Genomic DNA, 12,740 nt, shown 5'->3' with positions numbered 1-12,740 from the left:
AGCTTCCGTTAGTCGGCAGCCGCCTCGGCGTCGCCACCGATACGGCGCGACTGCAGAGTGGACACCTTGATGTTGCGGCGGGCTGCGACCGAACGCGGCGAATCCTGATGCTTCAGCGCGTCGAAGGTCGCGCGAACCATGTTGTACGGGTTCGACGAGCCGATCGACTTGGCCACCACGTCCTGGACGCCGAGCGTCTCGAACACGGCGCGCATCGGTCCGCCGGCGATGATGCCGGTACCGGCCGGAGCTGCACGCAGGTAGACACGGCCCGCGCCATGACGGCCGGCGATGTCGTGATGGAGCGTGCGGCCCTCGCGCAGCGACACCCGGGTCAGGTTGCGCTTGGCGGACTCGGTTGCCTTGCGGATCGCCTCAGGCACTTCGCGCGCCTTGCCGTGACCGAAGCCGGCGCGGCCCTTCTGGTCGCCGATCACGACCAGCGCCGCGAAACCGAAGCGCTTGCCGCCCTTGACGACCTTGGCCACGCGGTTGATGTGGACCAGCTTGTCGACGAACTCGCTGTCGCGCTCCTCGCGCTCCTTGCGTTCGCGTCCGCCGCCGCGTTGATCGCGTCCACCACGTTGTTCGCGTTCTGCCATTTTTCCAATCCTTCAGAGGCTTACGCCTCAATCCTCAAATTCTGTTAGAAGCTCAGCCCGCTCTCACGCGCGGCGTCGGCCAGAGCCTTGACCCGCCCGTGGTAGAGGTAGCTGCCGCGATCGAACACGACTTCCTTGACGCCCTTCTCGGCGGCGCGCTCGGCCAGCAGTTTGCCGACCGCCTTCGCCGCATCGATGTCGGCACCGGTCTTGCCGCCGTCGCGCATCGCCTTCTCGAGCGACGAGGCAGAGGCCAGCGTCTCGCCCTTCAGGTCGTCGATGACCTGGGCGTAGATGTGCTTGGACGAGCGGAACACCGACAGACGCGGACGGCCACCACCGGAGCGGCGCAGCTTCAGCCGCACACTTCGCTTGCGCCGGGCATTCGTAACCTTGGCTTTGGACATGACCGGCTCCGTTACTTCTTCTTGCCTTCCTTGCGGAAGATGAATTCGCCCACATACTTCACGCCCTTGCCCTTGTAGGGCTCCGGCGGACGGTAGGCGCGGATCTCCGCGGCGACCTGGCCGACGCGCTGGACGTCGCTGCCCGCCACCGTGATCTCGGTCGGCTTCGGCACGGTGATCGTGATCCCTTCCGGAATCGGATAGATCACGTCGTGGCTGTAGCCGAGCGCGAGCTGGAGGTTCTTGCCCTGCATCGCGGCGCGGTAACCGACGCCGGTGATCTCGAGCTTCTTCTCAAAACCCTTGGTGACGCCTTCGACCAGATTCGCGACCTGGGCGCGAGCGGTACCGTACAGCGCGCGGGCGCGGTTGGTCTCGGCGCGCGGCTTGACCTTGATCTGGCCGCTCTCGAGCTTCACCTCGACGTCGTCGTGGACGACGAACTGAAGCTGACCCTTCGGCCCCTTCATCTTGACGGTCTGCCCATCGACGGTCGCGGTCACACCCGACGGAACCGCCACAGGCCTTTTGCCAACTCGTGACATGGATGAAAAATCCTTCTCAGAACACCGTGAAGAGGACTTCACCGCCCACATTCGCGTCGCGCGCGCTGTGGTCGGCCATGATCCCCTTCGGCGTCGACAACACCGAAATGCCGAGCCCGTTGTTGACCCGCGGCAGGTTCTTCACCGAGGCGTAGACACGACGCCCGGGCTTGGAAACGCGTTCGATCTCGCGGATGACGGGCTCGCCGTCGAAATACTTCAGCTCGATCTCGATCTCGCTGCGGCCCGAGGGATGCTCGAGCGTGGCGTAACCGCGGATGTAGCCCTCGGACTTGAGGACCTCGAGCACGTTCTCGCGCATCTTCGAGCCAGGCGTGGAGACCTTGGTCTTGGAGCGCATCTGCGCGTTGCGGATGCGGGTGATCAGATCGCTGATTGGATCGTGCGTAGACATCTAAACGCCCCTCCTTACCAGCTGGACTTCACGAGGCCCGGGACCATGCCCTTGGAGCCAAGGTCGCGCAGCGCGATACGGGACAGCTTGTTCTTGCGATAGTTCGAGCGCGGGCGGCCCGACAGCTCGCAACGCAGACGGATGCGGGTCGCCGACGAGTTGCGCGGCATCTCGGCCAGCTTCAGCGTCGCAGCGAAACGCTCTTCCATCGGCAGCTTCTTGTCGGCGATGATCGCCTTCAACCGCTCACGCTTGGCGGCGGCGTTCTTCACCATCCGCTTGCGCCGGTTGTTCTTCTCGACTGAACTCTTCTTTGCCATGCTTGGCTCCTGGGTATCCGCGTTTGAGAGGCTTTAGGTCAGCGTCTCACTGCCGGAACGGGAAATTGAAAGCGGTCAACAAGGCCCTCGCCTCTTCGTCGGTCTTGGCCGTGGTGCAGACGGTGATGTCCATACCGCGGGCTTCCGTGACCTTGTCGAAGTCGATCTCGGGGAAAATGATGTGCTCCTTGATGCCGAGCGAGTAGTTGCCGCGGCCGTCAAAGCTCTTCGGGTTCAGGCCGCGGAAGTCGCGGACGCGCGGCAGCGCGACCGTCACCAGGCGATCGATGAACTCGTACATGCGGGCCTTGCGCAGCGTGACCTTGCAGCCGATCGGCTGGTTCTCACGCAGCTTGAAGGTCGCGATCGCGATACGCGAATAGGTCACGATCGCCTTCTGGCCGGCGATCTGGGTCAGCTCGGCAGCGGCGGTCTCGGCCTTCTTGCGGTCGTTGACGGAATCGCCAACGCCCATGTTCAGCACGACCTTGTCCAGGCGCGGAACCTGCATCACGTTCTCATAACCGAACTTCTCGGTCAGAGCCGTGCGGATCTTCGCGTCATATTCCGCGCGCAGGCGCGGCGTGTAAGCGGCCTCAGCCATCGATCTCAGCTCCCGAGCTCTTGGCGATGCGGACCTTCTTGCCGTCCGCCAGAATCTTGAATCCGACGCGGGTCGGCTTTCCGTCCTTGCCGACATACGCGATGTTGGACAGTTGGATCGGCGCCTCTTTCGAGATGATGCCGCCCTCCTGGGCCTGCGTCTGCTTCTGGTGACGCTTGACCATGTTGACGCCGCGCACCAGCGCGGTGCCGGCGTCGGGACGAACCTCGAACACTTCGCCGGTACGGCCCTTGTCGCGGCCGGTCAGCACGACGACCTTGTCGCCCTTGCGGATCTTCGCAGCCATCACAGCACCTCCGGCGCGAGCGAAATGATCTTCATGTGGTTCTTGGCGCGCAGCTCGCGCGGCACGGGCCCGAAGATACGGGTGCCGACCGGCTCGGACTGGTTGTTGATCAGAACGGCGGCGTTGCGGTCGAAGCGGATGACCGAACCGTCGGCGCGGCGGATGTCCTTGCGGACGCGCACCACGACGGCCTTCATCACGTCGCCCTTCTTCACCTTGCCACGCGGAATCGCTTCCTTGATCGAGACGACGATGATGTCGCCGATCGTGGCGTAGCGGCGCTTGGAGCCTCCGAGCACCTTGATACACATGACACGGCGTGCGCCAGAATTGTCGGCCACGTCGAGGTTGGTCTGCATCTGAATCATTGATGCACCTCGTCCTCTTTCTAATTGCGCCAGCCCAGCCGGCGCTCAACATTTCCCTGAAGTCAGTCGGCTAAAGCCAACAGATCAGGCGCTTTTCTTGTGTTCGCCCCGGATCACGACCCAGCGCTTCAACTTCGAAATCGGCTTCGATTCCTCGATCCACACCACATCGCCCGGCTTGAACTCGTTGCTCTCGTCGTGCGCGTGATAGTTCTTCGAACGGCGGATCGTCTTCTTGTAGATCGGGTGCGTGAAACGGCGATCGACGCGCACCACGATGGTCTTGGCTTGCTTGTCGCTGACGACCACGCCCTGCAAAGTACGTTTCGGCATCTTCGTAAGCCTCTTACTTCTTCTTCGCGCGCGTCTGCGCGGCGACGGTCTTGATCCGGGCGATGTCACGGCGGGCCTCGCGCAGGCGCGAGGTGTTCTCGAGCTGCCCGGTGGCGCGCTGGAAGCGCAGGTTGAAGCGCTCCTTCTTCAGGTTCAGGATGGCGTCATCCTGCTGGTCGGGGCTCATCGCGCGGATGTCTTCGATCTTCATCTGGGCCATGGCCATTACTCCGCAATGCGCTCGACGAAGCGCGTCTTGATCGGCAGCTTGGCCGCCGCCAGGGTCAGCGCCTCACGCGCCGTCTGGGTGTTGACGCCGTCGATCTCGAACAGCACCCGGCCCGGCTTGACGCGAGCCACCCACAGTTCCGGCGAACCCTTGCCGGAGCCCATGCGGACTTCGGCCGGCTTCTTCGACACCGGAACGTCGGGGAACACGCGGATCCAGACGCGGCCGGCGCGCTTCATGTGGCGGGTCAGCGCGCGGCGGGCGGCCTCGATCTGGCGCGCGGTGACGCGCTCAGGCTCGGTCGCCTTCAGGCCGTACTGGCCGAACGCCAACGTCGCGCCCGAAGACGCAACGCCGTGGATGCGGCCCTTATGCGCCTTCCGGAACTTCGTTTTCTTAGGTTGCATCATGGCTTTAAGCCCTCAAATTCCTGTCTGGCTTTAGGCCGCAGCCGTATCGCGGCGCTGACGGCCACCACGATCACCACTACCGCCCGTCTCGCCTTCGGCCATTCTCTTGTCCTGGGCCATCGGATCGTGCTCGAGGATCTCGCCCTTGAAGATCCAGACCTTGACGCCGCAGGTGCCGAAGGTCGTGAACGCGGTCGCAACGCCGTAGTCGATGTCGGCACGCAGCGTGTGCAGCGGCACGCGACCTTCGCGGTACCACTCCATGCGCGCGATTTCCGCACCGCCGAGACGTCCCGAGCAGTTGATGCGGATGCCTTCCGCGCCGAGACGCATCGCCGACTGCACGGCGCGCTTCATGGCGCGGCGGAACGCAACGCGGCGCTCCAGCTGCTGCGCGATCGACTCGGCCACCAGCGTCGCATCGAGCTCCGGCTTGCGGATCTCGACGATGTTGATGACGACGTCGGACGAGGTGATGTCCGCAACGCGCTTGCGCAGCTTGTCGATGTCGGCGCCCTTCTTGCCGATCACCACGCCCGGACGGGCCGAGTGGATGGTGACGCGGCACTTCTTGTGCGGACGCTCGATCACGATGCGGGCGACGGCCGCCTGCTTGAGCTCCTTGTGCAGGATCTCGCGGATCTTGACGTCCTCGTGCAGCAGCTTGCCGTATTCCTGCTTGCCGGCGAACCAGCGGGAATCCCAGGTCCGGTTGATGCCGAGACGCAGACCGATCGGATTGATCTTTTGACCCATCGTGTTCTCCTGCGCCTTAAGCCGCTGCTTCGGCTTCGACCTGACGAACGATGATCGTCAGCTGCGAAAATGGTTTGTAGACACGGCCCGAACGGCCACGGCCGCGGGCGGCGAAGCGCTTCATCACGAGGCCGTTGCCGACGAAGGCCTGCGCCACGACGAGATCGTCGACGTCGAGGTCGTGGTTGTTCTCGGCGTTGGCGATAGCCGATTCCAGGCACTTCTTCACGTCGACCGCGATCCGCTTGCGCGAGAACTGCAGGTCGGCGAGCGCAGCGGAAGCCTTCCGGCCGCGAATGAGCTGGGCGACCAGGTTGAGCTTCTGCGGGCTCACCCGCAGCATCCGGGCGACCGCCTTGGCCTCGTTGTCGGCGAGGCTCCGTTCGCGCTTAGGTTTGCTCATCGTTTAATCCTCAAGCCTTCTTGGCTTTCTTGTCGCCGGAGTGGCCATGGAAGGTCCGGGTCGGCGAGAACTCGCCGAACTTGTGACCGACCATTTCCTCGTTGACCGCCACCGGCACGTGCTTCTGACCGTTGTAGACGCCGAAGGTCAGACCGACGAACTGCGGCAGGATCGTCGAGCGACGGCTCCAGATCTTGATGACGTCGTGACGGCCGGACGCGCGCGCGGCATCTGCCTTCTTGAGCAGAGAACCCTCGACGAACGGGCCTTTCCAGACTGAACGAACCATGTCCGGCGTTCCTTACTTCTTCCGCTTGTGGCGGCTTAGGAGAATGAATTTGTTGGTCGACTTGTTGGTGCGGGTCTTCTTGCCCTTGGTCGGCTTGCCCCACGGGGTGACCGGGTGGCGGCCGCCCGAGGTACGACCTTCACCACCGCCGTGCGGATGGTCGATCGGGTTCATCGAAACACCGCGGTTGTGCGGCTTGCGGCCCAGCCAACGGTTGCGGCCGGCCTTGCCGATCGAGGTGTTCATGTGATCCGGGTTCGACACCGCGCCGATCGTGCCGCGGCAACGGCCGTGCACGAGACGCTGCTCGCCCGAGTTCAGGCGGACGATGACGTAATCCTGGTCGCGGCCGACGAGCTGGGCGTAGGTGCCCGCGGAACGGGCGAGCTGGCCGCCCTTCCCGATCTTGACCTCGATGTTGTGGATGATCGTGCCGACCGGCATGTTGCCGAGCGGCATGACGTTGCCCGGCTTCACGTCGACATAGTTGCCGGCGACGATGGTGTCACCCACGGCCAGGCGCTGCGGCGCCAGGATGTAGGCCTGCTCGCCGTCCTGATATTTGATCAGCGCGATGAAAGCAGTGCGGTTCGGATCGTATTCCAGCCGCTCGACCGTCGCGGGCGCATCGACCTTGTCGCGCTTGAAGTCGACGATGCGCAGCGTCTGCTTGTGACCGCCGCCGCGGAAGCGCACGGTGATACGGCCGGTGTTGTTACGACCGCCCGAGGAGTGCTTGCCCTCGGTCAGCGCCTTGACCGGCTTGCCCTTGTACAGGCTCGAACGATCGACCATGACCAGCTGGCGCTGGCCCGGCGTCGTGGGATTGAATGTCTTCAGTGCCATCGTCGTACGACCTTACAGACCGGTGGTGACGTCGATCCGGTGGCCCTCTTCGAGGGTCACGATCGCGCGCTTGGTGTTCGACTGCGAACCGAGATTGCCGCGGAAGGCCTTGACCTTGCCCTTGCGGACCAGCGTGTTGACGCTCTTGACCTTGACGTCGAACAGCTTCTCGATCGCTTCCTTGATCTGCGGCTTGGTCGCCTTCGCGGCCACCTTGAACAGCACCTTGTTGTGCTCCGAGGCGATCGTCGCCTTTTCGGTCACGACCGGCGACAGGATCACGTCGTAGTGGCGAGGCTCGATGTTCTTCGTCATTTGAAGCGCGCCTCCAGCGCATCGATGGCGGCCTTGGTCAGAACGAGCTTCTGACGGCGCAGGATGTCATAGACGTTGATGCCCTGGATCGGCAGCACGTCCATGTTCGGGATGTTGCGGGCCGCAGCGGCAAAGCCGTTGTTGAGCTCGGCACCGTCGATGATCAGCGCGTTGGTGAGGCCGAGGCCCGAGAAGTGACCGAGCAGCGCCTTGGTCTTGGCAGCTTCCAGCGCGGCCTTCTCGATCACGACGAGATCGCCGTCCTTGGCCTTGGCCGAGAGCGCATGCTTCAGAGCGAGCGCGCGGACCTTCTTCGGCAGGTCGGTGGCGTGCGAACGCACCACCGGACCGAAAGCACGGCCGCCGCCACGGAACTGCGGCACGCGGGCCGAGCCGTGACGAGCACCGCCGGTGCCCTTCTGCTTGTACATCTTCTTGCCGGTGCGCCAGATCTCGGCGCGGCCCTTGGCCTTGTGCGTGCCGGCCTGGCGCTTGTTGAGCTGCCACTGCACGCAACGCGCAATGATGTCTTCGCGCGGCTCGAGACCGAAAATGGCGTCGGAGAGCTGGACGGAGCCGGCTTCCTTACCTTCGAGGGTGGTGACCTTCAGTTCCATCTCACGCCTCCTGCGCAGCCGGAGCGGCGTCCGCTTCGCCAGCAACCTTGAACTTGCCGGGCTTCGGAGCTTCCTTCGGCAGCGGCTTCTTGACGGCGTCGCGCACGCGGATCCAGCCGCCCTTGGAGCCGGGAACGGCGCCTTCGACGAGGATCAGGCCGCGCTCGACATCGAGCTGAACGACGCGGAGGTTGAGCGTGGTGATGCGGTCGACACCCATGTGGCCGGGCATCTTCTTATTCTTCCAGGTCTTGCCGGGGTCCTGACGACCACCGGTCGAACCGATCGAGCGGTGCGAGATCGACACACCGTGCGTGGCGCGCAGACCGCCGAAGTTCCAGCGCTTCATACCGCCCGCGAAGCCCTTACCGACCGAGGTGCCGGTGACATCGACGAACTGGCCGACGACGAAGTGGTCGGCCTGGATCTCGGCGCCGACCGGGATCATGGCGTCCGCGGTGACGCGGAACTCCTCGACCCGGCGCTTCGGCTCGACCTTGGCAACCGCGAACTGGCCGCGCTCAGCCTTGGGCATGTAAACGGTCTTGCGAGCACCAGAACCAAGCTGGAGCGCGACGTAACCGTTCTTCTCTTCGGTGCGGTGGCCTACGACCTGGCAATTGCCGAGCTTCAGCACGGTCACGGGGATATGTTCGCCGGCCTCCGTGAAGACCCGCGTCATCCCGACCTTTTGTGCGATCACTCCGGAGCGCATCGGCTTGCTTCCTGTTCTCTTTGTCCGCTTTCGCGAACGGGATCCAAAATCTTAGAGCTTGATCTCGACGTCGACACCGGCGGCCAGGTCGAGCTTCATCAAAGCATCGACGGTCTGCGGGGTCGGATCGACGATGTCGAGCAGGCGCTTGTGGGTGCGCATCTCGAACTGTTCGCGGCTCTTCTTGTCGACGTGGGGCGAACGGTTGACGGTGAACTTCTCGATGCGGGTGGGCAGCGGAATGGGTCCGCGGACCTGCGCGCCGGTGCGCTTCGCCGTGTTCACGATCTCACGGGTCGACGTATCGAGGATACGATGGTCGAACGCCTTGAGACGGATACGAATGTTTTGGCCGTTCATTGCCGTGGTCTCTCTTCAGTGGGTGGCGAATAGCGAATAGCGAATGTCACCATTCGCTACTCGCCGTCCCTTTTCTCGTAATTACTCGATGATCGAGGCGACGACGCCGGCGCCGACGGTGCGGCCGCCTTCGCGGATCGCGAAGCGGAGCTTCTCTTCCATCGCGATCGGCACGATCAGGTGCACTTCCATCGCGATGTTGTCGCCCGGCATCACCATCTCGGTGCCTTCCGGCAGGTGCACGACACCGGTCACGTCGGTGGTGCGGAAGTAGAACTGCGGACGGTAGTTGGTGAAGAACGGGGTGTGGCGGCCGCCCTCTTCCTTGGTGAGGATGTAGGCCTCAGCCTTGAACTTGGTGTGCGGCTTGACCGAACCCGGCTTGGCCAGAACCTGGCCGCGCTCGACGTCCTCGCGCTTGGTGCCGCGGAGCAGAGCGCCGATGTTGTCGCCGGCCTGACCCTGATCGAGCAGCTTGCGGAACATCTCGACGCCGGTGACGGTGGTCTTCTGGGTGGCGCGGAGACCGACGATCTCGATTTCCTCGCCGACCTTGACGACGCCGCGCTCGACACGGCCGGTCACGACGGTGCCGCGACCCGAGATCGAGAACACGTCTTCAACCGGCATCAGGAACGGCTGATCGATCGGACGCTCCGGCTGCGGGATGTAGCTGTCGACGTTCTTCATCAGCTCGATGATGGCATCGTGGCCGAGCTTCTTGTCGCTGTCTTCGAGAGCGGCGAGAGCCGAACCCTTGATGATCGGGATCTTGTCGCCCGGGAATTCGTACTTCGAGAGCAGCTCGCGGACTTCGAGCTCGACGAGCTCGAGCAGTTCCGGATCGTCGACCATGTCGCACTTGTTCAGGAACACGACGAGCGCGGGCACGCCGACCTGGCGGGCGAGCAGGATGTGCTCGCGGGTCTGCGGCATCGGGCCGTCAGCAGCCGACACGACGAGGATCGCACCGTCCATCTGGGCGGCGCCCGTGATCATGTTCTTCACGTAGTCGGCGTGGCCGGGGCAGTCGACGTGGGCGTAGTGGCGGTTCGGCGTCTCGTACTCGACGTGCGCGGTCGAGATGGTGATGCCGCGCGCCTTCTCTTCCGGCGCCTTGTCGATCTGGTCGTACGCGGTGAACGTCGCACCGCCGGCTTCGGCGAGAACCTTGGTGATCGCCGCGGTCAGCGACGTCTTACCATGGTCGACGTGACCGATGGTGCCGATGTTGCAGTGCGGCTTGGTACGTTCAAACTTTGCTTTGGCCATTTGACTCTCCGTTCAATCGTCAGCTTGAGACCGACGACAATCAGGCAAACTTCTTTTGGACTTCTGCCGACACGTTGGCCGGCGCTTCTGCGTAGTGATCGAACTGCATGGTGAAGGTCGCGCGACCCTGGCTCATCGAGCGCAGGTTATTCACGTAACCAAACATGTTCATGAGCGGCACCATCGCGTTGATGACGTTGGCGTTGCCGCGCATGTCCTGACCCTGGATCTGACCGCGCCGGGAGTTCAGGTCGCCGATGACCGAGCCGGTATAGTCTTCCGGGGTCACCACTTCGACCTTCATGATCGGCTCGAGCAGGACGGACTTGCCCATCTGCAGCGCTTCGCGGAAGCAGGCGCGCGAAGCGATTTCGAAGGCGAGCGCCGACGAGTCGACGTCGTGATACTTGCCGTCGACCAGCTGCACCTTGACGTCGACCACGGGGAAGCCCGCGACCACGCCGGACGACAGCACGCTCTCCAGGCCCTTCTCGACGCCGGGAATGTATTCCTTCGGCACCGCACCGCCGACGATCTTCGATTCGAACTCGTAGCCCTTGCCGGGCTCGTTCGGCTCGACGATGAACGACACGGCCGCGAACTGGCCGGTACCGCCGGTCTGCTTCTTGTGGGTGTAGCTGTGCTCCACCCGCTTGGTGACGCGCTCACGGAACGCAACCTGCGGCGCGCCGATGTTGGCGTCGACCTTGTAGGTGCGCTTGAGGATGTCGACCTTGATGTCGAGGTGGAGTTCGCCCATGCCCTTGAGGATGGTCTGGCCGGACTCGTGGTCGGTCGACACGCGGAAGGACGGATCCTCCGCCGCGAGCTTGGCCAGCGCCACGCCCAGCTTCTCCTGGTCGGCCTTGGACTTCGGCTCGATCGCGATCTCGATGACCGGCTCGGGGAATTCCATCTTCTCCAGGATCACCTGCTTGTCGGGATCGCACAACGTGTCACCGGTGCGCGCTTCCTTCAGGCCGGCCAGCGCGACGATGTCGCCGGCATAGGCTTCCTTGATGTCCTCGCGGTTGTTCGCATGCATCAACAGCATGCGCCCGATGCGCTCCTTCTTCTCGCGGGTCGAGTTCACGACGCCGGTGCCGCTCTGGAGAACGCCGGAGTAGATGCGGCAGAAGGTGATGGTGCCGACGAACGGGTCGTCCATGATCTTGAACGCGAGCAGCGCCAGCGGCTCCTTGTCGTCCGCCTTGCGCACGACTTCGTTGCCCTTGTCGTCGGTGCCCTTGATCGCAGGCACGTCGAGCGGCGACGGCAGGTAGTCGACGACGGCGTCGAGCAGCGGCTGCACGCCCTTGTTCTTGAAGGCCGAGCCGCACAGCACGGGATAGAACGCGCCGGTCAGCACCGCCTTGCGGATCAGGCGCTTCAGGGTCGCCTCATCCGGCTCCTTGCCGTCGAGGTAGGCGGCCATGGCATCGTCGTCGAGCTCGACGGCGGCTTCCACCATCTTCTCGCGGTATTCCTTGGCCTGGTCGACGAGATCTTCCGGAATGTCGACATAGTCGAACTTGGCGCCGAGCGCTTCATCGTTCCAGACGACGCCCTTCATCTTCACGAGGTCGACGAGACCCTTGAAGTTGTTCTCGGCACCGATCGGAAGCTGGATCGCGACGGGCTTGGCGCCCAGGCGATCGACGATGTCCGCCAGACACTTGAAGAAGTCGGCACCGATCTTGTCCATCTTGTTGGCGAAGACGATGCGCGGAACCTTGTACTTGTCGCCCTGGCGCCAGACGGTCTCGGTCTGGGGCTCGACGCCCTGGTTCGAGTCGAGCACGCAGACGGCGCCGTCGAGCACGCGCAGCGAACGCTCGACTTCGATGGTGAAGTCGACGTGGCCGGGAGTGTCGATGATGTTCAGGCGCTTGCCGGCCCAGAAGGCGGTGGTCGCAGCCGAGGTGATCGTGATGCCACGCTCCTGCTCCTGCTCCATCCAGTCCATCGTCGCGGCACCTTCGTGCACTTCGCCGATCTTGTGGCTCTTGCCGGTGTAATAGAGGATGCGCTCGGTCGTCGTCGTCTTGCCGGCGTCGATATGCGCCATGATACCGAAGTTACGGTAGTCCTCGATGGCATGTTGGCGGGGCATGGGGTGTTCCTTGCGAGTCCGTTTGTTTCGCCGTTACCAGCGATAGTGCGAGAAGGCGCGGTTGGCTTCCGCCATGCGGTGCACGTCTTCGCGCTTCTTGACGGCGTTCCCCCGGTTGTTCGATGCGTCCAAGAGCTCCGCAGAGAGCCGCTCGGTCATCGTCTTCTCGTTGCGCTCGCGCGCAGCCGCGATCAGCCAGCGGATGCCCAGGGCCTGCCGGCGGGTCGAGCGAACCTCGACCGGAACCTGGTAGGTCGCGCCGCCGACGCGGCGGGAGCGAACCTCGATCGTCGGCATGACGTTCTCGAGCGCCTGCTCGAACACGCCGAGCGGGTTCTGCTTGGTCTTGCTCTCGATGATGCCGAACGCGCCGTAGACAATACCTTCGGCGACCGACTTCTTGCCGGCGTACATCACCGAGTTCATGAACTTCGTGACGATGATGTTCCCGAACTTCGGATCCGGGAGAACTTCGCGCTTTTCCGCAGAGTGGCGACGAGACATAGGCTTGGTT

At 63.7% G+C, this 12,740-nt stretch carries 22 protein-coding genes; all 22 read right to left on the bottom strand.

Annotated elements, in window-relative coordinates; all coding sequences use genetic code 11:
• Nucleotides 1-8 precede the first annotated feature (8 nt).
• On the bottom strand, nt 9-602 hold the full coding sequence (gene rpsE / locus N2603_RS18340) for a 30S ribosomal protein S5 (protein ID WP_008136332.1): 594 nt from the start codon (nt 600-602) through the stop codon (nt 9-11).
• 44 nt (nt 603-646) lie between these two features.
• Nucleotides 647-1,009 carry a 50S ribosomal protein L18 gene (gene rplR, locus N2603_RS18335; RefSeq protein ID WP_008549238.1) on the bottom strand — a complete coding sequence of 121 codons (363 nt, stop codon included), beginning with the start codon at nt 1,007-1,009 and terminating at the stop codon, nt 647-649.
• 11 nt (nt 1,010-1,020) lie between these two features.
• The gene (gene rplF, locus N2603_RS18330) at nt 1,021-1,554 is read right to left on the bottom strand and encodes a 50S ribosomal protein L6 (RefSeq protein ID WP_130369847.1); all 534 of its coding nucleotides are present in this window, start codon (nt 1,552-1,554) and stop codon (nt 1,021-1,023) included.
• A 16-nt stretch (nt 1,555-1,570) separates the two neighbouring features.
• Complete coding sequence (rpsH, locus tag N2603_RS18325) at nt 1,571-1,969, bottom strand: 30S ribosomal protein S8 (protein ID WP_018647252.1); 399 nt, start codon at nt 1,967-1,969, stop codon at nt 1,571-1,573.
• 14 nt (nt 1,970-1,983) lie between these two features.
• Nucleotides 1,984-2,289: a 30S ribosomal protein S14 gene (gene rpsN, locus N2603_RS18320; protein WP_018647251.1), complete on the bottom strand. Its 306-nt coding sequence runs from the start codon at nt 2,287-2,289 to the stop codon at nt 1,984-1,986.
• 46 nt (nt 2,290-2,335) lie between these two features.
• Entirely contained in the window at nt 2,336-2,893 is a 558-nt protein-coding gene (rplE, locus tag N2603_RS18315; RefSeq protein WP_018647250.1) for a 50S ribosomal protein L5, read from the bottom strand.
• Nucleotides 2,886-3,200, bottom strand: a complete 315-nt coding sequence (gene rplX, locus N2603_RS18310; RefSeq protein ID WP_018647249.1) for a 50S ribosomal protein L24 — start codon at nt 3,198-3,200, stop codon at nt 2,886-2,888. Before rplX ends, rplE begins: the two co-directional genes overlap by 8 nt.
• Complete coding sequence (gene rplN / locus N2603_RS18305) at nt 3,200-3,568, bottom strand: 50S ribosomal protein L14 (RefSeq protein WP_007603030.1); 369 nt, start codon at nt 3,566-3,568, stop codon at nt 3,200-3,202. The genes rplX and rplN overlap by 1 nt, the downstream gene beginning before the upstream one ends.
• 84 nt (nt 3,569-3,652) lie before the next feature.
• A complete protein-coding gene (gene rpsQ / locus N2603_RS18300) occupies nt 3,653-3,901 on the bottom strand; it encodes a 30S ribosomal protein S17 (protein ID WP_018647248.1) in 249 nt (82 codons plus the stop codon).
• Nucleotides 3,902-3,914: 13 nt separating this feature from the next.
• Complete coding sequence (rpmC, locus tag N2603_RS18295) at nt 3,915-4,121, bottom strand: 50S ribosomal protein L29 (protein ID WP_011088144.1); 207 nt, start codon at nt 4,119-4,121, stop codon at nt 3,915-3,917.
• A gap of 5 nt (nt 4,122-4,126) precedes the next feature.
• Nucleotides 4,127-4,540, bottom strand: coding sequence for a 50S ribosomal protein L16 (rplP, locus tag N2603_RS18290; RefSeq protein WP_018647247.1), 414 nt, complete (start codon nt 4,538-4,540; stop codon nt 4,127-4,129).
• 30 nt (nt 4,541-4,570) lie between these two features.
• A complete protein-coding gene (rpsC, locus tag N2603_RS18285) occupies nt 4,571-5,296 on the bottom strand; it encodes a 30S ribosomal protein S3 (protein WP_018647246.1) in 726 nt (241 codons plus the stop codon).
• Between the two features lie 16 nt (nt 5,297-5,312).
• Nucleotides 5,313-5,699, bottom strand: coding sequence for a 50S ribosomal protein L22 (gene rplV / locus N2603_RS18280; protein ID WP_008549264.1), 387 nt, complete (start codon nt 5,697-5,699; stop codon nt 5,313-5,315).
• Nucleotides 5,700-5,709: 10 nt separating this feature from the next.
• Nucleotides 5,710-5,988, bottom strand: a complete 279-nt coding sequence (gene rpsS, locus N2603_RS18275) for a 30S ribosomal protein S19 (protein WP_008136357.1) — start codon at nt 5,986-5,988, stop codon at nt 5,710-5,712.
• Nucleotides 5,989-6,000: 12 nt separating this feature from the next.
• A complete protein-coding gene (rplB, locus tag N2603_RS18270; RefSeq protein WP_018647245.1) occupies nt 6,001-6,834 on the bottom strand; it encodes a 50S ribosomal protein L2 in 834 nt (277 codons plus the stop codon).
• Nucleotides 6,835-6,846: 12 nt separating this feature from the next.
• Nucleotides 6,847-7,149, bottom strand: coding sequence for a 50S ribosomal protein L23 (locus tag N2603_RS18265; protein WP_018647244.1), 303 nt, complete (start codon nt 7,147-7,149; stop codon nt 6,847-6,849).
• Nucleotides 7,146-7,766 (bottom strand): 50S ribosomal protein L4, encoded by a 621-nt coding sequence (rplD, locus tag N2603_RS18260; protein ID WP_018647243.1) that lies wholly within the window; start codon nt 7,764-7,766, stop codon nt 7,146-7,148. The genes N2603_RS18265 and rplD overlap by 4 nt, the downstream gene beginning before the upstream one ends.
• Before the next feature lies 1 nt (nt 7,767).
• Entirely contained in the window at nt 7,768-8,481 is a 714-nt protein-coding gene (rplC, locus tag N2603_RS18255; RefSeq protein ID WP_018647242.1) for a 50S ribosomal protein L3, read from the bottom strand.
• 51 nt (nt 8,482-8,532) lie between these two features.
• Nucleotides 8,533-8,841: a 30S ribosomal protein S10 gene (gene rpsJ / locus N2603_RS18250; protein ID WP_002712302.1), complete on the bottom strand. Its 309-nt coding sequence runs from the start codon at nt 8,839-8,841 to the stop codon at nt 8,533-8,535.
• Nucleotides 8,842-8,922: 81 nt separating this feature from the next.
• Nucleotides 8,923-10,113 carry an elongation factor Tu gene (tuf, locus tag N2603_RS18245; RefSeq protein WP_080137239.1) on the bottom strand — a complete coding sequence of 397 codons (1,191 nt, stop codon included), beginning with the start codon at nt 10,111-10,113 and terminating at the stop codon, nt 8,923-8,925.
• 40 nt (nt 10,114-10,153) lie between these two features.
• A complete protein-coding gene (gene fusA / locus N2603_RS18240) occupies nt 10,154-12,226 on the bottom strand; it encodes an elongation factor G (protein WP_260389858.1) in 2,073 nt (690 codons plus the stop codon).
• A 33-nt stretch (nt 12,227-12,259) separates the two neighbouring features.
• Nucleotides 12,260-12,730 carry a 30S ribosomal protein S7 gene (rpsG, locus tag N2603_RS18235; protein ID WP_018647239.1) on the bottom strand — a complete coding sequence of 157 codons (471 nt, stop codon included), beginning with the start codon at nt 12,728-12,730 and terminating at the stop codon, nt 12,260-12,262.
• Nucleotides 12,731-12,740 lie beyond the last annotated feature (10 nt).

Source organism: Bradyrhizobium huanghuaihaiense (assembly GCF_025200885.1).
GTDB classification, from domain to species: domain Bacteria; phylum Pseudomonadota; class Alphaproteobacteria; order Rhizobiales; family Xanthobacteraceae; genus Bradyrhizobium; species Bradyrhizobium huanghuaihaiense.
This window is presented reverse-complemented; position numbering and strand designations above follow the sequence as displayed.